We start from the raw sequence: 21,951 nt of genomic DNA, 5'->3' as shown, positions 1-21,951 counted from the left end.
GCGGCGAGGGCAAGGTCTTACTGACCGTGCTGCTCGGCCACCTGCTTGCGCATCCGCTCCTCGGCCTCGCGCAGCTCCGGCGTGAGCGCGTCACCGAAGTCCTCGGCCTCGAACACCTGCCGGATCTCGATCTCGGTGTCCCGGAACGGCGCCCGCTTCAGCCACTCGACGGCCTCCTCCTTCGACTTCACGTCGAGGATCCAGAAGCCCGCGATCAGCTCCTTCGACTCGGCGAACGGGCCGTCGATCACGGCCGTGCCCTCGCTGGAGTACCGCACGCGCGCACCCTTCGAGGTGGGGTGCAGGCCCTCGCCGGCGAGCATCACACCGGCCTTGACCAGCTCCTCGTTGAACTTGCCCATCTCGGCCAGCTCCTGCTCGGTGGGCATGGCGCCGGCCTCGGTGTTCTCGTCGCCCTTCACCAGGACCATGAACTTCATCGTCGTCTCCCTGCTGTCGAGGTGGTCCCCAATGGGACCGTCACGATGACATCGATCGAGCCCCGGGCGGATCGACAACGGCGGACAATTTTCTTTCGGGAATCTTCAGCGCACCCCGGTCAGCACGAGAACCCGCTGCTCGGTGAGGTCTTCCATCGTCGCGCGGACCCCCTCCCGGCCGGTGCCGGACTCCTTGACCCCGCCGTAGGGCATCTGGTCGGCCCGGTAGCTCGGCACGTCGCCGACCACCACGCCGCCGACCTCCAGCCGCGCCGACGCCTCGAACGCGACCCGCAGGTCGTGCGTGAAGACCCCGGCCTGCAGACCGAACCGCGACGCGTTGACGCGCTCGAAGGCCTCCTCGACCGAGTCGACCGGGGCGAGCGACAGCACCGGGCCGAAGATCTCCTCGGCGTTGACCGCGCAGTCCTCCGGTGCACCGGCGAGCACGGTCGGCGCGACGGTCGCGCCCTGCCGCGTCCCGCCGGCGAGCAGTTCGGCGCCCGCCGCGACCGCGTCGTCGACCCATGACTGCACCCGAGCCGCGGCCGCCTCGTTGATCAGCGGGCCCACCTCGCCGTCCACGTCCAGCTTGCGCACGTGGGCGACGACCCGGTCGGCCAGCTCGGCGTACACGTCCCGGTGCGCGTAGACCCGCTGCACCGAGATGCACGACTGGCCGCCCTGGTAGGTGCCGAAGGTCGCGATGCGCTGCGCCGCGAACTCCAGGTCCGTCCAGTCCGGGCAGACGATCGCCGCCGCGTTGCCGCCCAGCTCCAGGGTCACGTGCTTGCGCGGCACCCGGTCCTGGATGGCCCAGCCGACCGGCCCGGACCCGGTGAACGACACGACCGGCAGGCGAGGATCCGCGACCAGTTCGCTCGCCGCCTCGTTCGGCATCGGCAGGACCGACCACGAGCCGGCGGGCAGGCCGGTCTCGGCGAGCAGTTCGCCGAGCACCAGCGCGGTCAGCGGGGTCGCGGGCGCGGGCTTGAGCACGATCGGGCAGCCCGCGGCGATCGCCGGGGCCACCTTGTGGGCGACGAGGTTGAGCGGGAAGTTGAACGGCGTGATCCCCAGGACCGGCCCGCGCGGCGCGCGCCGGACCAGCGCCAGCCGCCCGGCGGAGGCGGCGTCGGTGTCGAGCCGCTGCAGCTCGCCGGAGAACCGGCGGGCCTCCTCGGCGGCCCAGCGGAAGGTCGACACCCCGCGCCCGACCTCGGCCCGCGCCCACTTCAGCGGCTTGCCCGACTCGGCGTGGATCAGGTCCGCGATGTCGTCGGCGCGCTCGGACAGGCGCCGGGAGACGTGGTCCAGGGCGTCCGCGCGCACGTACGCGGGCAGCTGCGCGACCTCGTGCCGGACGTCGTGCGTGGCCGCGACGGCGGCTTCGACGTCCGCAGCGGTCGCGTTGCTGGTGGTTCCGGCGAGCGCGCCGTCGCGGGGATTGCGGACTTCGACGAGATCGTCGCTCGTCGCCGGGCGCCCGGCGACCCAGTAGGGGAAGGTCATCGGTCCAGCATAGGCCCGCCCGGCGCGGACGGAAATGGCCGGACTGGCCAGTCGCTGGTCCGAGAACTGGACGAAGTGGCAGAGTGGTGCTCGTGCCGGTGACTCTGCGGCGACTGCTCGCCGACCCGACGCTCGGTCTGCGCGTGCTGGCCGGGGAGTCCGGTTTGGACCGCCCGGTGGGGTGGGTGCACGTCAGCGAGCTGGACGATCCGACGCCGTTCCTCGAAGGCGGCGAGCTGCTGCTCACCACGGGACTGCGGCTGTCCGGCGAACCCGGGTACGTGACCAGGCTGACGGCGCGCGGGCTGGCCGGACTCGGGTTCGGCATCGGGCTCAGCCACGCCGAGGCGCCCACCGCGCTGGTGCGCGCCGCCGCCGACGCCGGGCTGCCACTGCTCGAAGTGCCGCGGCGGACGCCCTTCATCGCGATCAGCAAAGCAGTGTCGGCGGCGCTCGCGGCCGACTCGTACGCCGAGGTCACCGCAACCAACGCGGCGCAGCAGGAGCTGACGCGGGCCGCGTTGCGGGGGCCGGACGCCGCGGTGCGACGGCTGGCGCGGCTGCTCGACGGGTTCGTGCTGCTGGTCGGTCGCGGTGGCGAGCTGGTGCGGGCCGCTCCGGCCGCGGCCGCGGAACGGCTGCCGTCCGTGGCGGGTGAGCTGGCGCGGCTGCGCGGCGGGCCGGCGAGTGCCAGTTTCGAGGTGGACGGGCAGCACGTGGTCGTCCAGGTGCTGCGCGACCAGGGGTTCCTCGTCGCCGGGCGGCCGGAGCCGTTCGACCGGACCAGCGGGCACGTGCTGAGCGCCGCCGCGTCACTGCTCACCCTCACGGTGACGCGGGCGCACGGGCTGGAGTCGGAGCGCCGCAAGGTTCATGCCGCATGTATGCGTTTGTTGCTGGCCGGGCAGCACGAGCTGGTCGCCGGGATCGCCGGCCTGCCGCCGGAGCCGGTCGAGGTGTTCGCGCTGACCGGCCGGCCCGACCGGGTGCTCGACGCCCTCGACGGTAGCCCGGCGTTTGCCGCCGAACTGGACGGGCTCGTCGTGGCGATCGGGCCGTCCGGCTGGTCCCCGGAACTGGCCGGCGGGGTGGCGCCGGCGGCCGGCTACGCCGAGCTGGCGCAGGCGCACCGACGGGCGATGTGGGTCGCCTCGAAGACCGAGCTGGTGCGGTTCCGCGGTGACCTGGTCTCGCTGCTGCCCGCGGAGGAGGCGCAAGCGTTTGCCGCCGCGGTGCTGGAACCGTTGCTGCGCCACGACGAGACCGGGCGCGGCGATCTGGTGGCGTCGCTCGCGGAGTGGCTGCGGCGGCACGGGCAGTGGGACCCGGCGGCGGCGCGGCTCGGCGTCCACCGGCACACCCTGCGCAACCGCATCGCCAAGGTCGCCGAGCTGACCGGGCGCGATCTCGACGACCCAGACGTGCGGGCGGAGCTGTGGACGGCGTTGCGGCTGCGCGGCCTAGGGTCGGGGGGTGTCCGTGCGTGAACTGGTGGTGCTGGGGACCGGGAGCCAGGTGCCGACACGCACCCGCAACCACAACGGCTACCTGCTGCGCTGGGACGGCGAGGGACTGTTGTTCGACCCGGGCGAGGGCACGCAGCGGCAGATGCTGTTCGCCGGGGTGGCGGCCAGTTCGATCACGCGGATCTGCCTGAGCCACTTCCACGGCGACCACTGCCTCGGCGTGCCGGGCGTGGTGCAGCGGTTGTCGCTGGACGGGGTGCGGCACCCGGTGGTCGCGCACTACCCGGCCTCCGGCGCGGAGTACTTCGCGCGGCTGCGGCACGCGAGCGTCTTCCACGAGACGGCGGAACTGGTGGAGTCGCCGGTGACCGAGCCGGGTGAGATCGCGCGCGGCGCGTTCGGCCGTCTGGTCGCGCGGCGGCTGTCCCACCCCGTCGAGTCGTTCGGGTACCAGCTCGTCGAGCCGGACACCCGGCGGATGCTGCCGGACCAGCTGGCGGCGCTCGGCGTGTGCGGCCCGGCGGTCGGGCAGCTGCAGCGGGACGGGTTCGTCGAGGTCGGCGGGCGGCGGGTCGAGCTGTCGGCGGCGAGCGAGCCGCGCCGGGGCCAGCGGTTCGCGTTCGTGATGGACACCCGGCTCTGCGACGGCGTCTTCGAGCTGGCCGAGCACGCGGACCTGCTGGTGATCGAATCCACGTTCCTGTCCGCGGACGCCGCGCTGGCCACCGAGTACGGGCACCTGACGGCCGCGCAGGCCGGACGGGTGGCGGCGGAGTGCGGGGTGCGGAAGCTGGTGCTGTCGCACTTCTCGCAGCGGTACCCGGCCCCGGAGGCGTTCCGCGCCGAGGCGGCCGGGTCGTTCGGCGGGGAGATCGTGGTGGCCTCCGACATCAGCCGGATCGCGGTGCCGTCGCGGCGTCCCTACCGAGCGGCGGCAGGCTGACCATTTTCCGCCGGTCGGCGCGGCCGCGATATCGCCGCGAAACCACCGATGGGAGCCGTTACAGTACCCCTGCCGCGATGGGGCCCGCGTCACACGCGTGGGGGATAATCGCAGGTCATTGACGACTGACCCAACCAGACCTCCCTCGCCCCCGATCCACAGCCGATCTTTAGAGCGTGTCTCACTTGGCTTGTTTGGGCTTCTTGAAGCAGGTCAGTGCGGCGGCGAGGGCGAGGAAGCCTTTGAAGGCATCGGCGCGGCGTTCGTAGCGGATGGTCAGGCGTCGGTAACCGGCCAGCCAGGCGATGCTGCGTTCGACGACCCAGCGGTGGCGGCCCAGTTTCTGGCTGGTCTCGATGCCGATGCGAGCCAGGCGGGGCACAATTCCCCGTCGCTGCAACCAGACTCGGCGTTCGGCACTGTTGTATGCCTTGTCGCCGTGCAGCTTGCCGGGCTTGCGGCGGCGAGGTCCGCGGCGGGACCGGATCGCGGGGATGGCGTTGACCAAGGGCTTGACAGCGAACCCGTCCGGGGTGTTGGCCGCGGAAATGCCGGTGGCCAGGGGCAGTCCGCCCCGGTCGGTGAGCACATGCAGCTTCGAGCCCGGCTTGCCTCGGTCGACCGGATTCGGTCCGGTCATAGCGCCCCCCTTTTCGCCCGCACCGCGGCGGCATCCACCACGGCCCGGGACCAGTCGATCAGCCCTTGACTGCCCAGCTCGTCGAGCACCCCCCGGTGGATCCGGGCCCACAATCCGGCCTCGGTCCATCGCAGAAACCATCGATGCGCGGTGGGCACTTTCACCCCGAACGACGGCGGTAACCACCGCCAGGCACACCCGCTGGTGAGCACATACACGATCGCGGTGAACACCTTGCGTGCATCCGCCGGTGCCCGCCCACCACCCTGCGGGCGCTCTCCAGCCTGTGGAATCAGCGGCTCGACCAGCTCCCAGAGCTCGTCGGGAACCAACCGCTGTGACAACGCATCAACCACAGACGATGATCTTGCCCTGAACACCGATCAAGATCCAAACGAGACACGCTCTTAACGCGTGTTTCCTCGCCGAGGGGCGATACTTGCGCGGGTCGGTGGACGGGCGGACAACGCGGGATCGGGGCAAAGGTTGGATCGGCACGAACGGCTCGGCGCGCTGCTGGAACTGTTGGGGCGGCACGGCAAGCTCGACGTCGAAACGCTCGCGGCCGAGCTGGCCGTCTCGACGGCCACGGTCCGCCGCGACCTCGACCACCTCGCCGAGCAGCAGCTGCTCATCCGAACCAGGGGCGGAGCCGTCGCGAACGGGGTCGCCTACGACCTGCCCGTGCGGTACCGGACCGGCAGGAATGCGGTGGCCAAGGGCAGGATCGCGCGGGCGGCAGCGGAGCTGGTCGAGCGCGGCAGCGTCATCGGGATCAATGGCGGTACCACCACCACGGAGGTCGCACGCAGCCTCGCCCTCCGGTCGGACCTCGCGTCGATGGGTGACGACGTGGCGTTCACCGTGGTGACGAACGCGCTGAACATCGCCAACGATCTGGTTCCCCGGCCGCAGGTGAAGATCGTGGTCACCGGCGGGGTGGCGCGCCGGAAGACCTTCGAGCTGGCCGGGCAGCTGGCCGCGCGCATCCTGGACGATCTCACCCTGGACCTGCTGTTCCTCGGGGTGGATGCGATCGACCCCGCGTTCGGCGCCTGCGCGCACAACGAGGACGAGGCCGGCATCAACCGGTTGATGGTGGAGCGGGCGAGCCGGGTGGTGGTGGTCGCGGACAGCTCCAAGCTCGGTGCCGGGGCGTTCGCCAGGATCTGCCCGATCGGGGCGATCGACACGCTCGTCACGGACGACGGTGCGCCGGCGGATCTGGTGCGCCGATTCCAGGACGAGGGCGTGGTAGTCACCGTGGTGTGATCGTCCCGGTGCGATCCATGGCAGGCGTGTCCGCATTTCATGCGCGCCTGTCCGCACTTCGTGAGCGGGTGTCCGCACTCTGCGATCGCGTGTCGTGCATCCACGAACAGGAGCGCGGGGCTTTCCCGCGGCGACCCCGGCCGCACGCCACCGGTCGGGATCGAAACTGGCATCAAGCGCGCCAGCACGAGCGCTGCGCTCCCGAAGGACAGCCCGATGCCGTGGGTCCCCCCTTGGCCCAGGTGCGGAATCGCCGAGGTGCCGGCCTTGCGCGCCACCATGGACCGGCTGGTCGCGGAGAACCGGTTCGCCAAGGCCGCGGTGGAGGTGGCGCTCTTCGATGCCTGGGGCAGGACCGTCGGGTTGCCGGTGTACGCGCTGCTCGGCGGGCTCGCGCAGGATCGTGTCCCGGTCACCTGGGCGCTGGGTGCCGCCCGGCCGGACGAGATCATCGAGGAGGCCACCGGCAAGCTGGATGCCGGGAAGCACGCCAGTTTCAAGCTGAAGATGGGTTCGCAGGATCCGGAGGCCGATGTCGAGCGGATCGAAAAGGTCGCCTCGGCGCTGGCTTCCCGGGCGAGCCTGCGGATGGACATCAATGCGGCATGGGACGAGCTGACCGCCACCCGCTACCTTCCGCGGCTGCAGGCCGCCGGCGTCGAGCTCATCGAGCAGCCGCTGCCGGCCTGGGACACGACGGGGCGGCCCGGCTCGCCCAGCTCCTGGAGATCCCGATCATGGCGGACGAGAGCCTGCGCAGCGAACAGGACGCGCTGCGCATCGTCAAGGCCAACGCGGCGGACATCTTCTCGCTGAAGGTCACCAAGTCCGGCGGTTTCACGGTGACCCAGCGGATCGCCGCGGTCGCCACCGCGGCCGGGATACCGTGCCACGGCGGCACGGCCATCGAATCGCCGATCGGCACGGTCGCCGGCTGCACCTGTGCTGCGCCACCCCGTCGGTGACCTTCGGCAGCGAACTGTTCGGGCCGCTGCTGATGGCCGAGGAGCTGCTCGTCGAGCCGCTCGACTACCGGGACGGGCACCTGCACGTACCGCACGGTCCCGGCCTCGGGGTGACACTCGACGACGAGAAGGTGCGCCGACTCACCCGGGGATGAGCAGGTGTGATCCGGCTGCTCCCGCAGGGCACGCGGGAGCAGCCGGACGGCTTTCGGCGCTTGGCGCCCTCCGTGTCCGGTCGTGGCTTGCCGGCATCCGGCCGATCCGCATGCACCCGGCCGATACAGGGGTGGTGACCACGTGTCCGGCGTCGGTGACCGGGTGTCCGGCATTGGTGACCACGTGTCCGGCATTGGTGACCACGTGTCCGGCGCCGGTGACGGGGATTCCCGATCGGACAGCGGGAGAATGCATCAACGTTGCTCGGCGTGGAGTGTTAGAAGGGTGGTGGTTCGTTGTCGGGCTTGGCGTCGGGTGCGGGTTCGGGTGTGGGTGCAGGTGGTGTGCGGGGTTTGTCTGATTCGCTGGGTTTGCGGCGGCGGGCTTCGGCGTCGACCCGCCCATAGGTCGCCGTCCCCACCGCCACCGGTTGGTCCGAGGTGAGGGTGACCATGCCCTCGCCCTGGTCCATCAACTGGACGTCGCGGCCGTGGCGGCGGGCGGGGTCGACTGGCGTACCGCCCGTTGGGTGGATTTCCGCAACGAGCGCCGGTACTTAGGGTGACCGGGCATGCGATCCGGTGGGAATTCGCGCCACCAGCCACCCCGCCATGATGAGCATACGAGCGCGAATCCCCACCGGTGCGCCGAAGGCGTGCCCGAAACCCAACCACCTCTCTCCCAGAACGCCGATACCGCCTGGCACCCGACGTCCGGTGCAACGCCTCGCCCCACGGCCAATCCCCGCCAACGGCGATCCAGTCGGAATCCGCACGAACTCAGTAGGAATCCACATCATCTCGGTCCCCGACCAGCCGTAATGTCGATCAGTGCCGCACGGGACGGGGTGCGCACCGGGAACCTGCATGGGGAGGAATGCGGTGATTGGACTACCGGCCGAGCTCGAATTGCCTGCTCAGGCGGCTAGGGCGAGCGCTGGGCGATACGGCGCGGCGCTGGTAGCTCCGGCCGAGCCGCAGGTGGCGACGGAGGTGGTCCCGACTGGGCCGTACGCAGCGGCGCTGGTACCTGCAGGTGAGCGGTACGGCGTGGCACCGGCCTCGGCCCAGCCGCGTGGTGGGGCGTTGGCTTCGACCGAACCGAGCGCGGCATCGCTGGCCCCCGCCGAGTCGCACGCGGCACTGGCTCTGGCCGAACCGAGCGCGGCACTCGCAGCCCCAGTCGGTTACTCCTCGATCGGACGCCGGGCTCGATGATCGACACCACGGGAGATGCCGACATGACCGAAATGCTTCGTCAGCTCCACGAGATCCACACCTCGGGTGACCTGCTCACCGAGATCCGATCCCGTGCCCCGGAGCTCGGCGGCAATAACGGGGGATGGCCAGGGCTGACGTTCTATCGTTTCACGCATCCGGTCGCGCCGAAGTGGGCCGAGGTCAAGTCGCTGTCGCTGTGCATCATCGCGCAGGGGCGCAAATGCGTCACGGTCGACGGGCAGAAGTACTTCTATGACCCGTTCAACTACCTGGTGCTGAGTAGCAGCCAGCACTTCCAGGCCGAGATCCTCGAAGCCACCCCGGCCAAGCCCTTCCTGTCCTTCGTTCTGCAGATCGATCCCACCCTGGTCCGGCGGGTGTCGTCGGACATCCTCGACCGCCGCACCACGACCTTCGGGCGGCCGGTGGAGAGCAAGCCGGAGCGCGCGTTCGTCACCGCGCTCGACTGTAACCTGATGGGCGCGGCGATGCGGTTCCTCCGTGCGACGCACACCGGGGCCGACCGGCGGGTGCTGGCGCCGGTCTATCTGCAGGAGATGGTCTACCGGGTGCTGCAGGCGGAGCAGTACGCCCGGCTGCTGGAGATCGCCGCCACCCAGGCCGCCAGCAACCCGGTCAGCGCGGTCATCTCCTACGTGCGGAAAAACATGTCCGAGCCCCTGACGGTGAGCGACATGGCGGAGCAGGTTTCACTCAGCCCGTCCGCGTTCTCTCATCTCTTCCGCGACGTCACGGGTAAGTCGCCTTACCAATTCGTGAAAGAGACGCGGCTCAACCGCGCGCGGGAGTTGCTGATCGAGAACAAGCTGAGCGTAACGCAGATCTCGCGGGCGGTCGGCTATTCGAGCGCATCCCATTTCATCAATGAGTTCCGCGACCGGTTCGGTGCGACCCCGCGTGCGTACTGCGATCTGCAGTCGCTCAGTCATGAGCTGCGAATCCAGAAGGGCTGACGACGAGAGGCCGTGCTCGTGGGGCGGCAGGGTGCCCCACGAGCACGGCCTCGTGACGGCGGAAGCGATCCGCGTTACTTCACGGTTTCCAGCACCGCGCTGTGCGCCTTGACGAGCTGCTCCGCCAGAGGCTCGGAGGCCGCCGGATTCTGTCCGGTGTAAAGGTTCCCGTCCACCACCACGTGCGGTTCCCATGGGCCGCCGCTCTTCTCGAACTTGCCGCCGCTGGCGATGAGCCGGTCTTCCAGCAGCCACGGCGCCTTGTCGGCGAAGCCGACCTGCCCCTCCTCGACATTGCTGAAGCCGGTGACCCGACGGCCCGCGAACAGCCAGTTTCCGTTGTCGTCCTTGGCCGGTAACAGGGCGGCCGGGCCGTGGCAGACGGCCGCGACCGCTTTCCCGGAGTCGGTGAAGTTGCGGACGAGCGCGCCGAACTTCTCCGACACGGCAAGATCCTCCATCGGCCCGTGTCCACCGGGGACGAACACGAAGTCGAAGTCGCCGGCGTCCACTTCGTCCAGATCCACCGGCGAGTTGAGCTCGGCGGCGATGCTGTCGAGGTATGCGCGGAATCGCTTGCCCGGCTCCTCCGAACCCCCGTTCATGGCCGCGGTGAAACCGGCTTCGTCCGCCGTCGGGACGGCGGCGCCAGGGGTGGCGATCGTGATGTCGAAACCGGCAGCGCGGAAGACCTGGTGCGGAACGGCCAGCTCCTCGGGCCAGAAACCGCAGGAGTGCCGGGTGCCGTCGGCCAGCGTCCAGTAGTCCTTTCCGGACACTGCGAACAGTACGCGCGTCATGGAATGCCTCTCTGCGTCGGATGTGATGAGGTTTCCGCGGCGCCACGCACGCGGAAACATGTTATGACCCTAATCGCGGCGAACCTGAACGGTCAGCTCCTTCGGCTGAATCTTGCAGAGATCAGCAGGAATCCACACACCCCTCCCAACCGTGTCGGAATCCGCACAACTCTCGTAGGAATCTTCGATGCGAGCCGGGTCACACGCTGGGTACCGTTCCGCCACGGTCTTCGATAACCAGCCGTTCACCTGGAGTTGACATGCCGCGTATCGCTTACCTGGTCTCGAGTGCTCGCGAGATCGAACTCGCAGACGGCACACTGCATCCCACCGGTTACTTCGCCGAAGAAGCCTTGAAACCGTACGAACGGTTTGTTGCCGCGGGCGCCGACGTCGTAGTGGTCACCCCGGACGGCCGCGAGCCTTTCGCCGACCCGTACGGGCTCGAGAACTTCTTCCACTATCCCGAAGAGGACCAGGACTACTTCGCCTCCGTCACCCGTACGTTCCACCAGGATCCCGACGACGTCCGGGTGACGCTGCACCATATGACCGAACAGGGTCTGGTCGCGGCACGCCGCATCGCGGCGCGACTCAAGGAGCGCGGGATGTCGGCGAGCGACGCGCATGCGCTGGTCAGCAAGGCGGCGAAGATCGCGTGGCGGGAGGACCGCCAGCTGATCGATGTGATGGTGGAGGAGGGTATCGACGGCGGTCTGTCCCGTGCGGAGATCCAGGCGGCCGTCGACGAGCTAGACGAGGCGAGCCGGGCGCTCGCCGCGGAGCGCCGCAGGCGACTCGAAGCCATTCCGGGCTTCCGCAATCCCGTTTCCCTAGCCGATCTGACCGACGAGCAGCTCGCCGAGTTCGACGCCGTGTTCGCCCCAGGCGGGCACGGGCCGATGGTCGACCTCGCAGACAACCCGCACGTCGCCCGCCTGCTGACGATCCTGCACGAGAAGACCGCGCCGATCGCCTCGCTGTGCCACGGCCCCGCCCTGCTGCTGTCCGCGCCGGAGCGGGAAGACGGGCAGTGGCTGTTCGACGGCTACCGCATGACTTGTTTCACCGACGAGGAGGAGGACCAGACGGCCCCCGGCAAGCTCGGGTTGCCGTGGTACGTGGACACCGCACTGAAGAACGCCGGCGCGGTGTTCGACGACGGCCCGGCCGCGTGGGTCTCGCATGTGGTGGTCGACCGCAATCTGATCACCGGTCAGAACCCCGCATCGACCGAGGCCACCGCGGACGCTGTCCTCAAGGCACTCCAGATCCGATGAAGCTCTTCAAACGCAAGTCGATTCCCCGTGAGGAGCAAGGGATTGTGAACACTACGCCGGAACAGACCGTCAGGGCATTCCTCAACGCCTTCCAGCTCAGGGATGTCGAGGCAGCACTGTCCGTTGTGGACAAGTCGGTCCGAGTGGAGATCTTTCCCCTCGATGTCCGAGAAGGCGGCTTCGACGACATCCGCACCGCGCTGACGGACATCGTCACCGCATTCCCCGATCTTCACCTGGTGATCAAGGACGTCATCGAAACCGGCTCGGTGGTCACCGCGGAACTCAAGGTCGAGGGCACCCAGGCCGCGGACTACGCCGGCGCGGTCAACCAGGAGAAGCACCTGGACGTCGATCAGGCGTGGCGGTTCACAGTGGATGGTGACCACATCGTCGGTATCCACGTCTACTGGTGCCAGAACCAGCTCTACCGCCGCCTTGCCGTGAAACGACTCGACCAGATCGCGATTGTGTGAGGGCTCCCATGACTACCACGGAACCAGCAACCCGAGAGCTCACGTCCCCCGCCGATGTGGTCGCCGCGTTCTTCGAGGCATACTCGCGCCACGACGTCGAGACGATGACCGAGATGTGCACCGACAACGCCGACTTCTCCTATGTCCCGTACGAGGTGTGGGGGAAACAGCGGGTGCTGCGCGGGGACGGCAAGGTGCGCACCGTCGGCAAGGTCATCTGGAGCGGCCTGATCAACTCCTTTCCCGATCTGTTCAACGTGGTCCACAGCATCGACGCCAATGACAAGGGCGATGTCGTTGTGATGTGCGACATCGGCGGAACCCAGCAGTCCCCGTGGGGGTTCGCCGCACCGAAGGGTGGCAGGTTCAGCGAGCCACACCTGTTCATCTTCCACGTCGACGAGAACGGCCTCATCGACAAGATCAAGGCTTACTGGAATGGGGCCGGAATCAACCGCCAGCTCGGCCACCTCGAAGTCGACTGACAATCCCCTTCTTGCACAGCGCAGTGAAAGGAATCTCGGAGAAATGACCTTGCTGAAACGCGAAGAGTGGCAGCACTTCGTTCGTGACGTCGACTGGACCTTCCGCTACGTTGACGACGAGGCGGTGTTCCCGGAGTGGCACAGCGGTACCGGCAAGGTGCCGCGTGAGGCGTGGTTGTCCTGGGAGGAGAACTACAAGGTCACCTACCCTGAGTACGTCGCGACACAGCGTGAGAAGGAAGCGTCGGCGTACGCGGTGAAGGCGGCGCTGCAGCGGTCCACCGCCTTCGACAACCTGGACGAGGGCTGGAAATCCTCCACCAAGATGCACTTCGGCGGGGTGGCCCTCGTCGAGTACGCCGCGGTCCTCGGCGAGCTGAAGATGGCTCGGTTCGGCCTCAACGGGGCCTGGCGCAACATGGCGACCTTCGGTCAGCTGGACGAGCTGCGCCACGCGCAGATCACCACCTTCTTCGGGCACGAGTTCGTCGGCAAGGACCCGCAGTACGACTGGACGCAGAAGACCTTCCACACCAACGACTGGGTGCCGATCGCGCTGCGGAACCTCTTCGACAACATGATGATCTCGCCGAACGTGGTCGACCTGGCGATCGAGCTGCCGTTCACCTTCGAGACCGGCTTCACCAACCTCCAGTTCGTCGCGCTGTCGGCCGACGCGCTGGAGTCCGGCGACGTCAACTTCGCGAACATGATTTCGTCGATCCAGACCGACGAGGCCAGGCACTCCCAGCAGGGCGGGCCGACCATGGAGATCCTGGTCGAGCACGACCCGGTGCGCGCGCAATGGGTCATCGACCGCAGTTTCTGGGGTTCCGCTCGCGCGTTCGCCGCGCTCACCGGCCCGGCGATGGACTACTACACCCCTCTGGAACACCGGAAGCAGTCCTACCGGGAGTTCATGGAGGAGTGGATCATCGACCAGTTCATCCACACCATCGAGGACTACGGGCTGAAGAAGCCCTGGTTCTGGGACGAGTTCATGCGTGGCCTGGACACCTGGCACCACGGGCTGCACATGGGCCTGTGGTACTGGCGCCCGACCCTGTGGTGGCGGCCGAAGGCCGGGGTCAGCAAGGACGAGCGCGAGTGGCTGCAGGAGAAGTACCCCAACTGGGAGAAGGTGTACGGCGGCAAGTGGGACACCATGATCGACAACATCAACGCGAACAACGTCGAGGCCACGCTGCCCGAGACGTTGCCGTGGTTGTGCAGCATGTGCCACCTGCCGGCGTGCAACGCCACCCAGTCGCGCGACGGCACCTGGCGGGTGCGTGACTGGTCCCTGTCCTACGGCGGGAAGACCTATCACTTCTGCACCAACGCGTGCCGGCAGATTTGGTGGAAGGACCGTGACAACGTCAACCACGAGACGCTGATCGATCGCTTTCTGGCCGGCCATATCCAGCCGATGGACGTCGGCGGCATCCTCAACTACATGGGGATGACCCCGGACGTGATGGGCGACGACCCCGACTACGCCGCATGGACTAAGGACTACACTGGCCGGCCGGCGACCGGGCTCGCGCTGAGCACGGCGAAGGGTGACCAGTCATGACCGAGAATGCCACGGTGGAGCTGCCCATCGAGGACCAGGCGCCGCAGGTGGTGCCGCTGAACGCGGTCTTCGCCGACGACTTCGTGCAGATCCTGGTGCCGGTGACCACCGCAGACACCGTCCGCGAGGTCGCGGCCGCGGTCGCGCACCACGTCGAGGGCAAGCGGGTCCGCGCCCTGCCCTACGAGAAGGTCGTCTTCCACAACGGCAGGCGCCTGCCACCGGAGATGACCGTCGCCGAAGCGGGCATAGCGCCGCTGGATCACGTCCGCGTCGAGTACGACATCCCGAAGGGCAAGTCATGAAGAATCCTGTCGGGCCGATCCTGCGGATGGGCGACGAGGTCGAGCAGATCATCGCCGCCATCGAAGACGACAACCCGGACCACGAGATCGAGGTCATCGACCGCGGCTCGTACATCCGGGTGCAGGGCGAAGATCGCCTGGTCGTCACCCAGGACACGCTCCGCGCCTACCTCGGCGCGGACTACGAGATCCGCACCTTCGAGTCGATGATGTCGTCCTTCAACGGCCGCATCACCACCACGAGTGACTCGATCACGTGGGAGAAGGTGTCGGCGAAGAAGAACGCCTTGGCGAGGGAAGGAGCGCGGTCATGACCGGTCAGCCGAGGAAGGCGCGCCCGCGCCGGACCTTCAGCGCATTCGGCGACGTGCGCCGGATGCCGAGCGAGTACGAGATCGTGACGCACGGGCAGAACTGGACGATGCGTGCCAACCGCCCGTCGGCGTTCGAGCACAACCCGTCGTCCCCGCCTAACCTGTGGTTCCTCACCTACCGGGAGAACTCACCGCTCAAGGCGGAGGACTGGGAGCAGTTCCGCGACCCGGACTCGATGACGTACAAGACCTACGTCAACCTGCAGGCCGAAGCCGAGACCAAGACCGCGGGCGTGCTGGAGGAGTTCGCCGAGGCGAACGCGGACTCGGCGCTCACCCCCGGCCAGGTCGCGCTGCTCGGGTCGATGTTCACCCCGTCCCGCTACCTCCTGCACGGATGCCAGCAGGTCGAGGCCTACATCGGCTACATGGCGCCGACGTCGTACGTCACCAACGCGGCCAGCTTCGCGACCGCGGACTACCTGCGTCGGGTGACCCTCACCGCGTACCGAACCCGCGAGCTGCAGCTTGCCCACCCGGACTCGGGCATCGGCACCGCGGAGCGCGGGATCTGGGAAAACGACGAGGCATGGCAGCCGGCACGGCAGGCGATCGAGAAGGCACTGATCGCCTACGACTGGGGTGAGGCGTTCACCGCGCTCAACCTGGTGCTGGCACCGACCATCGATGACGTGCTGGTCCGCCAGTTCACGGAGGTCTCGCGCGACAACGGCGACCAGCTCTCCTGGTTGCTGCTGTCCTTCCTGCAGGCGGACAACGATCGCCGCAACCGGTGGAGCGCCGCGCTCGCGGGCTTCTGCCTGCAGCAGAAACCCGAAAACGCCGACGTGCTCCGTCGCTGGATTGCCCGCTGGACCCCGGTCGCGGACGCGGCGGCACACGGGCTCGGCAGGTTACTGGAGACCCGGCCGGAGCACGGTCGAGCGGCCGACGAGGTCGCGGCCGGGGCCAAGGCGGCGCGGGAAGCCTTCCACGCGCGACTGTTCGAGGGGCTGGAGGCGGCCGGAGAAGGGAAGAGGGCAGGGTGATGAGCAGCGCAATAACCGGGCAGTGGCAGGAAGCCATGCATCTCGACGACCTCTGGGAAGGCGAGATGGAGGGCGTCGAGATCGACGGCAAGAAGGTCCTGCTCGTCAATATCGACGGTGAGGTCCGGGCGTACAAGAACCGGTGCCCGCACCAGGCGTGGGCCCTCGACGAAGGCGACTTCGACGGGCAGACCATCACCTGCGTGCGCCACATGTGGACGTTCGACGCGCTCAGCGGCAAGGGCACGAACCCGGACAACTGCGAGCTGATCACCTACCCGTGCCGGGTCGAAGAGGACGGCACGATTCTGGTGGACGTCCGATGAGCACCCGGCGTCATGTGCTGGTGGGGGGCGGGGTCGCGGCCGCGGCCACCGCCACCCACCTGCGCAAGCACGGATTTGACGGTGAGATCGTGCTGGTCGGCGACGAGCCACAGCCACCGTACGAGCGGCCGCCGCTGTCCAAGGACTTCCTGCTCGGGACCACCGAATTCGAGGAGTTCCAGGTGCGGCCGCCGGCCTGGTACGACGAGCAGTCTGTCGACCTGCGCGTCGGCATCAGGGTGACCGCGATCGATGTGCCGGGGCGGTCGGTGACCTTGTCCACCGGCGAGCGGCTCGGGTACGACGGGCTGGTGCTCGCCACCGGGGTGCGGCCACGGCGGCTGCCTGGGCTCGACGGCGACCGGGTGCACTACCTGCGGACCGCCGCGGACTCGCAGCGGCTTCGCGCGCAGCTGGCCGAGTCCGAGCGGGTGGTGGTCATCGGCGCGGGTTTCATCGGGTGCGAGGTGGCCGCGGCGGCGGTCGGGCTCGGCAAGCAGGTGACGATCTTCGATCCGGCGCCGACCCCACTGGCGCGGGTGCTCGGCGCCACGATCGGCTCCGTGATGACCGGGATCCACCGGTCGCGCGGGGTGCAGATCCGGGCGGGGGAGTACATCAGCGAGCTCCGGCACACCGGGGACGGGATGCTGCTGACCTCCAACCTCGGCCACCGTGTCGAGTGTGACCTGGTGGTGGTGGGGATCGGCTGTGAACCCAATGTCGAACTCGCCGCCGAGGCCGGCCTGGCGACGGACGGCGGGATCGTGGTCGACGAGTACGGGCGGACCTCGGCGCCGGATATCTACGCGGCAGGCGACGTGGCAGCGCAGTATCACCCGGTCTACGGCAGGACGATCCGGGTGGAGCATCACGACAACGCCCTGCGCCAGGGCGCCAATGTGGCACTCAATCTGACCGGCTCGGCGGAGCCGTTCGCCGAGGCGCACTGGTTCTGGTCGGATCAGTACGAGCACAGCCTGCAGTCGGTCGGCCGGCCGGCCGACCTCGAAGACCTCGTCATCCGCGGCTCGTTGGAGGACCACGACTTCTCGGCGTTCTCCCTTGTCGATGGCCGGATCCAAGCGGTGATCTCCCTCAACCGCCCCCGAGACGTGCTTGAGGTGCGGCGGATGCTCTTCGCGCCGCACGAGGTGACCGCCGAGCAACTGCGCGACGAATCGGTACCCCTCAAGCGGCTGATACCGCGGTCGCCGTGGGCCACCGCCCGAGCTTGAGCCGCCACGTCGGAGAAGGAGTCACCATGACCACGATGGGAATACTGGCCGTCCGGGAGCAGCAGGCGCGGGTCGTCGCGGACGAAGCCCGCGTCGCGCTCGAAGCGGTCCGAGGGTTGCCGGCCGTCAAAGCGGTGGCCAAGCTCAGGCTCGGACCAGGACGGACCTGCGAACCGGTCGCGCGGGTGATCGACAAGGCGCTCGCGCGGGCGGACGCGGCGGGTATCGCGGCGGACCAGCTGGTCGTCGCGGGTGGATCGGCCGAACCGGCGGAGGACATTGTTCGCGTCCGGCGCAAGGCACACGGCATCGCGGACTGGATCAGCAGCCCCACCGCCGATGTGTCCGTCGAACTCCAGCCGGCCGGGCTGTACGTCACTCAGGTGGGCACTGCTCCCGCGCCGCCCGATCGACCCGGCACCACGGCGAGCCCGCAGGCGAGCGCGCAGCAGGACGTCACACCGAACCCGATGGCCGAGACCGTCCGCGAGGCGCTGTACGAGGTGATCGACCCGGATCTCGGGGTCAACATCGTCGACCTGGGGTTCGTGCGCGACGTCGTGGTCGACGACAACGGGGTCGCGACCATCACCATGACGCTCACCTCGGCGGCCTGCCCGCTGACCGAGGTGATGGAGGATCAGATCCGCACCGTGCTGCTGACTGACAACGGCGGCCTGGTTTCGGACTTCCTCGTCGAATGGGTGTGGGTGCCGACCTGGCGGCCCGCGGACATCAGTGCCGAAGGCCGCGAGCAGCTGCGGGCAATCGGCTTCACCAATTTCTGATCTTGCGCAGGAGGGTTCGAATGGCGTACGTGGTGATCGCGACCTGGAAGGCGAAGCCGGGCCAGGCCGAGCACATCAGGAAAGTGCTGGAAACGGTGACCCCGATCAATCGGGCCGAGGAGAAGATGCTGCACTTCCAGGCCCAGGTCAGCATCGACGACCCGGACACGTTCGTGGTCTACGAGAAGTATGTCGACGCCTCCGGCTATGCGGACCACAAGGCGAGTGACGCGTTTCAGTCCTACGTCGTCGGCGAGGTCATTCCCAACCTGGTGGAGCGCAGTGTCGCCACCTTCGAGACGATCGACTGACGCCGCCTTCATGGTCAACCCCGTGCCGTCGCGCTCGAACATCCCGGAGGGCCATTCGGCGGAGTAAACTCCTCGATTACGGCGTGACCGCGGCTCGCGGTTCACCGGCAGTGGTGTGCTGACTGCTGGCGAGCGGGGAGGAGTGTGGCATGCACAAGGAAGTGCGCGCCCTCGAAGAGAGGATGACGTCCGGCGACCTCATCGCCGCGTTGCTGGAGCGGGCCCCGGAACTCGGGGCCAACACCGGGCTATGGCCAGGGCTGACCATCTACCGGTTCGCCGAGCCGGCGGCGCCGACCTGGGAGGAAGTCCAGTCGCTGTCGCTTTGCGTGGTCGCGCAGGGACGCAAATGTGTGACCGTCGACGGCGTGCCCTACCGCTACGACCCGTTGAACTACCTCGTGCTCAACAGTCACCTGCATTTCCAGGCGGAGATCGTCGAAGCGAGTGCCGCCAAGCCGTTTCTGTCCTTCGTGCTGCAGATCGATCCGGCCGTGGTGCGGAAGGTCTCGGTCGAGATGGTCGAGCGGCGGTCGGCCGCGCTGACCGAACCGTCGCCGGGCGCCGAGTCCGCTCCCGCGTTCGTCTCCGCGTTGGACTGCGGCCTGATGGGCGCCGTCCTGCGGTTCCTGCGCGCGCTGGACAGCGGTTCGGACCGGCGCATCCTCGCCCCGGCCTACCTGCAGGAAATGGTGTACCGCGTGCTGCAGGCGGACCAGTACTCCCGGCTCCTGCAGATCGCCGCGGACCAGCAGTTCCACGACCCGGTCACCCGTGCCATCTCCTACGCCCGCGACCACCTGGCCGAGCCGCTGTCGGTGGCGGACATGGCCGAGCACGTCTCCCTCAGCCCGTCCGCCTTCACCGCGCTGTTCCGCGAATCCACCGGTAAGTCGCCCTACCAGTTCGTCAAGGAGATGCGGTTGAACCGCGCGCGGGAGCTGCTCGTGTCGGGTGGCGGTACCGTGGCCAGCATCTCGCGCGCGGTCGGCTACCCCAGCGCATCGCACTTCATCAACGAGTTCCGCCGCCGGTTCGGCCTGTCACCGCGCGCCTACTGCGACTTCGCCACGCTGAGCAACGGCCTCGACGCGCGGCAAGCAGCCGGGAGCTCCGGGTAGCGCGGTCACTCGATGCGGGCCACGACGGTGCCCTGGGTGAGGACGTCACCTTCCTTGGCCAGTAACCGAATCACGCCGGATGCGGGGGCCGGGATCTCCATGTCGACCTTGTCGACGGCTACCTCGGCGATGAGGTCGCCCTCCCGCACCTGGTCGCCATCGGTGACGAACCAGGTGGCGACCACCCCCTCGGCGTCCGGGTCGGTGTCGGAGATGATCGGACACGGGATCTCGGTCACGCGGTGACCACCTCGAGCACGGCCCGCCGGATCCGATCCGCGGTCGGCAGGACCGCGTATTCGAGCGAGCGGGCGTACGGGATGGGCACGTCGGGAACGCAGACTCGCCTGGCGGGAGCGCGCAGCAGGGTCGGATCGCGCTCGACGACGCGGGCGATCACCTCGCCGGACAACCCGAACGAGAGGTAGTCCTCGTCCACCACGAGCAGCCTGCCGGTCCGGCCAACCGATTCGAGGATGGTGTCGGTGTCCATGGGCACCAGGCTGCGCAGGTCGATGACCTCGCACTCGACGTTGTCGCCGGCCAGCTCGTCGGCCACGTCAAGGGCGTGGTGCACCGACAGCGACAGGGTCACGATCGTCACGTCCCTGCCGGGGCGGACGATGCTCGCCTTGCCGATGGGCACCTCGTACTCGTCCTCCGGCACCGGGCCGATCGAGCGCCGGTTCTTGGCCATCCACGGCAGGCCCATGATCCCCTTGTGGAACAGGTAGACCACCGGGTTGTCGTCGCGGATGGCGGAGATCATCAGGCCCTTGGCGTCCGCGGGCGTACTCGGCACGACCACCTTCATGCCGGGCAGGTGCGCGAAGGTGCCCCAGAGGCACTGCGAGTGCTGCGCACCATCGGAGTAGCCGCCGCCGACCGCCGTGGTGAGCACCATCGGCACCGTGACGTTGCCGCCGGACTCGAAGTGGATCTTGGCCATGTGGTTGTAGATCTGGTCCATGCACACGCCGAAGAAGTCGACGAACATGAGCTCCACGATCGGCCGCATGCCCTCGACCGCGGCCCCGATCGCGGTGCCGATGAACGCGGTCTCCGAGATCGGCGTGTCCAGCACCCGCTGCGGGCCGAACTTCTCCAGCAGCCCGGTGGTGGAGCTGAAGATCCCGCCGTAACTGCCGACGTCTTCGCCGAGCACGAATACGCCGGGATCACGCTCCATTTCCTGCGCGATGCCCTCGACCATGGCCTTGGCGGTACTGAGCTTGCGTTGGGTCGAGGTGGGTACCGGTGACGAGGGTTCGGTGAGCGTCATGGCTTCTCCTCGATCGGGTCAGGCGAACACGTAGTCGCGTGCGGTTTCGGGTGCCGGTTCGGCGCTCTGCTTGGCGAAGGCGATCGCGTCCTCCACCCGTTGCGCCGCCGCGTCGGCCGCCTCCCGCGCCCCGGCGTCGCCGAGTACGCCGGCTCGGCGCAGCTCGGCCTCGTAGGTCGGCAGCGGATCGCGGCCGGGCACGCCTTCGAGGTCGGGCCGGTAGCCCTGCGCGTCGCCTTCGAAGTGTCCCCAGAGCCGGAGCGTGTGGACCTCGATCAGGCTGGGTCCCTCCCCGGCCCGCGCACGGGCGACGGCCCGCTCCGCCGCCGCGTGCACCGCCTCGACGGAGTTGTCTTCGACCCGCTCGCCCGGCATGTCGTAGCCGGCGGCGCGGACCGCGTTCGAGGTGACACAGGTGGATGCGCTGCGCGGCACCGAGATGCCCCAGTCGTTGTCCTCCACCACGAACACCACCGGCAGCTTCCACAGCGACGCCAGGTTCAAGGATTCGTGGAAGGCGCCCTGGTTCGCCGCGCCCTCGCCGGTGACCGCCACCGCGATGCGGGCGTTGCCCTGGCGCTGGAACGCGAGCGCCTGCCCGAGCGCCGGCGGGTAGCCCTCGGCGATGATCCCGGAACAGGAGACGTGGGTGTCGGGGTCGAACAGGTGCATGTGACCGCCCCGGCCGTGGCCGAGCCCATCGACGCGGCCGAAGATCTCCGCGGCCATCTTCCGCAGGTCGACGCCGTGCGCGATGGCGAAGTGGTGCGGCCGGTGCGTCGCGGTCACCGCGTCGTCGGTGGTGAGGTGTGCGCAGACACCCGCCGCGACCGGTTCCTGGCCGGCGGACAGGTGCATCTCGCCGGGAATCTGCCCCGCGCCGATACGTTCACCCCAGCCGTCGTATGCGCGCCCCCAGTTGACCCGACAGGCCCTGCTCCCGCCAGGTGCTGCTGGCCAACCTCCACGAGGCGACAGATGTAGGGAACTCACATCACGTGGCTTCCGAATC

The 21,951-nt window shown here is 68.6% G+C and carries 25 protein-coding genes and 1 pseudogene; 18 read left to right on the top strand and 8 right to left on the bottom strand.

Translation table 11 applies throughout. From position 1 onward, the window contains the following. Positions 1-17 precede the first annotated feature (17 nt). Both ACFQGD_RS13700 and ACFQGD_RS13695 read right to left on the bottom strand, forming a co-directional pair. A complete protein-coding gene (locus ACFQGD_RS13700; RefSeq protein WP_345398005.1) occupies positions 18-440 on the bottom strand; it encodes a YciI family protein in 423 nt (140 codons plus the stop codon). Positions 441-545: 105 nt separating this feature from the next. Then, positions 546-1,952, bottom strand: coding sequence for an aldehyde dehydrogenase family protein (locus ACFQGD_RS13695; protein ID WP_017985083.1), 1,407 nt, complete (start codon positions 1,950-1,952; stop codon positions 546-548). A gap of 83 nt (positions 1,953-2,035) precedes the next feature. Here ACFQGD_RS13695 and ACFQGD_RS13690 point away from each other — a divergent pair, with 83 nt between their 5' ends. Further along, a complete protein-coding gene (locus ACFQGD_RS13690; RefSeq protein WP_345398001.1) occupies positions 2,036-3,439 on the top strand; it encodes a PucR family transcriptional regulator in 1,404 nt (467 codons plus the stop codon). After that, entirely contained in the window at positions 3,426-4,361 is a 936-nt protein-coding gene (locus tag ACFQGD_RS13685; protein WP_345397998.1) for a ribonuclease Z, read from the top strand. Before ACFQGD_RS13690 ends, ACFQGD_RS13685 begins: the two co-directional genes overlap by 14 nt. A 181-nt stretch (positions 4,362-4,542) precedes the next feature. Here ACFQGD_RS13685 and ACFQGD_RS13680 read toward each other — a convergent pair. Continuing rightward, positions 4,543-5,357, bottom strand: a protein-coding gene (locus ACFQGD_RS13680; RefSeq protein WP_390183615.1) for an IS5 family transposase whose coding sequence is annotated in 2 segments (ribosomal slippage) — positions 4,543-5,015 and positions 5,015-5,357 — 816 coding nt in all. Because the reading frame shifts where the segments join, the coding sequence is not laid out codon by codon here. A 130-nt stretch (positions 5,358-5,487) separates the two neighbouring features. Here ACFQGD_RS13680 and ACFQGD_RS13675 point away from each other — a divergent pair. The 3 genes and pseudogenes from ACFQGD_RS13675 to ACFQGD_RS13665 all read left to right on the top strand — a co-directional run bounded on the left by ACFQGD_RS13675 (position 5,488) and on the right by ACFQGD_RS13665 (position 7,393). Continuing rightward, positions 5,488-6,273 (top strand): DeoR/GlpR family DNA-binding transcription regulator, encoded by a 786-nt coding sequence (locus tag ACFQGD_RS13675; RefSeq protein ID WP_017985043.1) that lies wholly within the window; start codon positions 5,488-5,490, stop codon positions 6,271-6,273. Positions 6,274-6,540: 267 nt separating this feature from the next. Beyond that, complete coding sequence (locus ACFQGD_RS13670; protein ID WP_345397994.1) at positions 6,541-7,089, top strand: enolase C-terminal domain-like protein; 549 nt, start codon at positions 6,541-6,543, stop codon at positions 7,087-7,089. Beyond that, positions 7,011-7,393 (top strand): annotated as a pseudogene (locus ACFQGD_RS13665) (enolase C-terminal domain-like protein). The gene ACFQGD_RS13670 and the pseudogene ACFQGD_RS13665 overlap by 79 nt, the downstream one beginning before the upstream one ends. Positions 7,394-7,671: 278 nt before the next feature. On the opposite strand, the gene ACFQGD_RS13660 reads toward ACFQGD_RS13665, so the two are convergent. Then, positions 7,672-7,866 (bottom strand): hypothetical protein, encoded by a 195-nt coding sequence (locus ACFQGD_RS13660; RefSeq protein WP_345397985.1) that lies wholly within the window; start codon positions 7,864-7,866, stop codon positions 7,672-7,674. A gap of 741 nt (positions 7,867-8,607) precedes the next feature. Here ACFQGD_RS13660 and ACFQGD_RS13655 point away from each other — a divergent pair. Next, on the top strand, positions 8,608-9,588 hold the full coding sequence (locus ACFQGD_RS13655; protein ID WP_345397981.1) for an AraC family transcriptional regulator: 981 nt from the start codon (positions 8,608-8,610) through the stop codon (positions 9,586-9,588). 74 nt (positions 9,589-9,662) lie between these two features. Here the strand turns inward: ACFQGD_RS13655 and ACFQGD_RS13650 are convergent, their stop codons facing one another. Next, positions 9,663-10,388, bottom strand: a complete 726-nt coding sequence (locus ACFQGD_RS13650; protein ID WP_017985041.1) for a type 1 glutamine amidotransferase domain-containing protein — start codon at positions 10,386-10,388, stop codon at positions 9,663-9,665. Positions 10,389-10,648: 260 nt separating this feature from the next. Here ACFQGD_RS13650 and ACFQGD_RS13645 point away from each other — a divergent pair, with 260 nt between their 5' ends. The 12 genes from ACFQGD_RS13645 to ACFQGD_RS13590 all read left to right on the top strand — a co-directional run bounded on the left by ACFQGD_RS13645 (position 10,649) and on the right by ACFQGD_RS13590 (position 19,657). Further along, on the top strand, positions 10,649-11,668 hold the full coding sequence (locus tag ACFQGD_RS13645) for a DJ-1/PfpI family protein (protein WP_017985040.1): 1,020 nt from the start codon (positions 10,649-10,651) through the stop codon (positions 11,666-11,668). Positions 11,669-11,712: 44 nt separating this feature from the next. Next, positions 11,713-12,144 (top strand): nuclear transport factor 2 family protein, encoded by a 432-nt coding sequence (locus ACFQGD_RS13640; RefSeq protein ID WP_026153522.1) that lies wholly within the window; start codon positions 11,713-11,715, stop codon positions 12,142-12,144. A gap of 8 nt (positions 12,145-12,152) precedes the next feature. Further along, positions 12,153-12,629, top strand: a complete 477-nt coding sequence (locus ACFQGD_RS13635) for a nuclear transport factor 2 family protein (protein WP_026153521.1) — start codon at positions 12,153-12,155, stop codon at positions 12,627-12,629. A 43-nt stretch (positions 12,630-12,672) separates the two neighbouring features. Beyond that, positions 12,673-14,205, top strand: a complete 1,533-nt coding sequence (locus ACFQGD_RS13630; protein WP_017985037.1) for a ferritin family protein — start codon at positions 12,673-12,675, stop codon at positions 14,203-14,205. Further along, positions 14,202-14,510 (top strand): toluene-4-monooxygenase system B family protein, encoded by a 309-nt coding sequence (locus ACFQGD_RS13625; protein WP_013673011.1) that lies wholly within the window; start codon positions 14,202-14,204, stop codon positions 14,508-14,510. Before ACFQGD_RS13630 ends, ACFQGD_RS13625 begins: the two co-directional genes overlap by 4 nt. Continuing rightward, complete coding sequence (locus tag ACFQGD_RS13620) at positions 14,507-14,824, top strand: MmoB/DmpM family protein (RefSeq protein WP_013673010.1); 318 nt, start codon at positions 14,507-14,509, stop codon at positions 14,822-14,824. Before ACFQGD_RS13625 ends, ACFQGD_RS13620 begins: the two co-directional genes overlap by 4 nt. Continuing rightward, positions 14,821-15,873, top strand: a complete 1,053-nt coding sequence (locus ACFQGD_RS13615; protein WP_013673009.1) for a ferritin family protein — start codon at positions 14,821-14,823, stop codon at positions 15,871-15,873. Before ACFQGD_RS13620 ends, ACFQGD_RS13615 begins: the two co-directional genes overlap by 4 nt. After that, on the top strand, positions 15,873-16,199 hold the full coding sequence (locus tag ACFQGD_RS13610; RefSeq protein WP_026153519.1) for a Rieske 2Fe-2S domain-containing protein: 327 nt from the start codon (positions 15,873-15,875) through the stop codon (positions 16,197-16,199). Before ACFQGD_RS13615 ends, ACFQGD_RS13610 begins: the two co-directional genes overlap by 1 nt. Continuing rightward, on the top strand, positions 16,196-17,437 hold the full coding sequence (locus tag ACFQGD_RS13605; RefSeq protein ID WP_345397963.1) for an NAD(P)/FAD-dependent oxidoreductase: 1,242 nt from the start codon (positions 16,196-16,198) through the stop codon (positions 17,435-17,437). The genes ACFQGD_RS13610 and ACFQGD_RS13605 overlap by 4 nt, the downstream gene beginning before the upstream one ends. 26 nt (positions 17,438-17,463) lie before the next feature. Then, entirely contained in the window at positions 17,464-18,225 is a 762-nt protein-coding gene (locus ACFQGD_RS13600; protein ID WP_345397959.1) for an iron-sulfur cluster assembly protein, read from the top strand. 20 nt (positions 18,226-18,245) lie between these two features. Beyond that, positions 18,246-18,536, top strand: coding sequence for a putative quinol monooxygenase (locus ACFQGD_RS13595; RefSeq protein WP_013673005.1), 291 nt, complete (start codon positions 18,246-18,248; stop codon positions 18,534-18,536). Between the two features lie 149 nt (positions 18,537-18,685). Further along, on the top strand, positions 18,686-19,657 hold the full coding sequence (locus ACFQGD_RS13590; RefSeq protein WP_026153516.1) for an AraC family transcriptional regulator: 972 nt from the start codon (positions 18,686-18,688) through the stop codon (positions 19,655-19,657). A gap of 5 nt (positions 19,658-19,662) precedes the next feature. On the opposite strand, the gene ACFQGD_RS13585 is transcribed toward ACFQGD_RS13590, so the two are convergent. From ACFQGD_RS13585 to ACFQGD_RS13575, 3 genes are read right to left on the bottom strand one after another with little or no spacing between them, the layout of a single operon-like run. After that, entirely contained in the window at positions 19,663-19,896 is a 234-nt protein-coding gene (locus tag ACFQGD_RS13585) for a biotin/lipoyl-containing protein (protein ID WP_017985032.1), read from the bottom strand. Then, on the bottom strand, positions 19,893-20,939 hold the full coding sequence (locus tag ACFQGD_RS13580) for an alpha-ketoacid dehydrogenase subunit beta (protein WP_345397946.1): 1,047 nt from the start codon (positions 20,937-20,939) through the stop codon (positions 19,893-19,895). Before ACFQGD_RS13580 ends, ACFQGD_RS13585 begins: the two co-directional genes overlap by 4 nt. 18 nt (positions 20,940-20,957) lie before the next feature. Beyond that, positions 20,958-21,932 (bottom strand): thiamine pyrophosphate-dependent dehydrogenase E1 component subunit alpha, encoded by a 975-nt coding sequence (locus ACFQGD_RS13575; RefSeq protein ID WP_345397940.1) that lies wholly within the window; start codon positions 21,930-21,932, stop codon positions 20,958-20,960. Positions 21,933-21,951: the final 19 nt, after the last annotated feature.

The sequence above is a fragment of the Haloechinothrix salitolerans genome, assembly GCF_042662605.1.
Taxonomy (GTDB): Bacteria; Actinomycetota; Actinomycetes; order Mycobacteriales; family Pseudonocardiaceae; genus Haloechinothrix_A; species Haloechinothrix_A salitolerans.
The sequence above is the reverse complement of the archived record's forward strand: the minus strand, read 5'-3'. Positions and strand labels throughout refer to the sequence as shown.

Coding starts and splice junctions, on each gene's coding strand:
- ACFQGD_RS13615 (WP_013673009.1), top strand. CDS start 14,821: ATGACCGGTCAGCCGAGGAAGGCGCGCCCGCGCCGGACCTTCAGCGCA.
- ACFQGD_RS13660 (WP_345397985.1), bottom strand. CDS start 7,866: ATGGACCAGGGCGAGGGCATGGTCACCCTCACCTCGGACCAACCGGTG.
- ACFQGD_RS13700 (WP_345398005.1), bottom strand. CDS start 440: ATGAAGTTCATGGTCCTGGTGAAGGGCGACGAGAACACCGAGGCCGGC.
- ACFQGD_RS13630 (WP_017985037.1), top strand. CDS start 12,673: ATGACCTTGCTGAAACGCGAAGAGTGGCAGCACTTCGTTCGTGACGTC.
- ACFQGD_RS13635 (WP_026153521.1), top strand. CDS start 12,153: ATGACTACCACGGAACCAGCAACCCGAGAGCTCACGTCCCCCGCCGAT.
- ACFQGD_RS13590 (WP_026153516.1), top strand. CDS start 18,686: ATGCACAAGGAAGTGCGCGCCCTCGAAGAGAGGATGACGTCCGGCGAC.
- ACFQGD_RS13645 (WP_017985040.1), top strand. CDS start 10,649: ATGCCGCGTATCGCTTACCTGGTCTCGAGTGCTCGCGAGATCGAACTC.
- ACFQGD_RS13610 (WP_026153519.1), top strand. CDS start 15,873: ATGAGCAGCGCAATAACCGGGCAGTGGCAGGAAGCCATGCATCTCGAC.
- ACFQGD_RS13620 (WP_013673010.1), top strand. CDS start 14,507: ATGAAGAATCCTGTCGGGCCGATCCTGCGGATGGGCGACGAGGTCGAG.
- ACFQGD_RS13655 (WP_345397981.1), top strand. CDS start 8,608: ATGATCGACACCACGGGAGATGCCGACATGACCGAAATGCTTCGTCAG.
- ACFQGD_RS13600 (WP_345397959.1), top strand. CDS start 17,464: ATGACCACGATGGGAATACTGGCCGTCCGGGAGCAGCAGGCGCGGGTC.
- ACFQGD_RS13580 (WP_345397946.1), bottom strand. CDS start 20,939: ATGACGCTCACCGAACCCTCGTCACCGGTACCCACCTCGACCCAACGC.
- ACFQGD_RS13650 (WP_017985041.1), bottom strand. CDS start 10,388: ATGACGCGCGTACTGTTCGCAGTGTCCGGAAAGGACTACTGGACGCTG.
- ACFQGD_RS13595 (WP_013673005.1), top strand. CDS start 18,246: ATGGCGTACGTGGTGATCGCGACCTGGAAGGCGAAGCCGGGCCAGGCC.
- ACFQGD_RS13695 (WP_017985083.1), bottom strand. CDS start 1,952: ATGACCTTCCCCTACTGGGTCGCCGGGCGCCCGGCGACGAGCGACGAT.
- ACFQGD_RS13625 (WP_013673011.1), top strand. CDS start 14,202: ATGACCGAGAATGCCACGGTGGAGCTGCCCATCGAGGACCAGGCGCCG.
- ACFQGD_RS13605 (WP_345397963.1), top strand. CDS start 16,196: ATGAGCACCCGGCGTCATGTGCTGGTGGGGGGCGGGGTCGCGGCCGCG.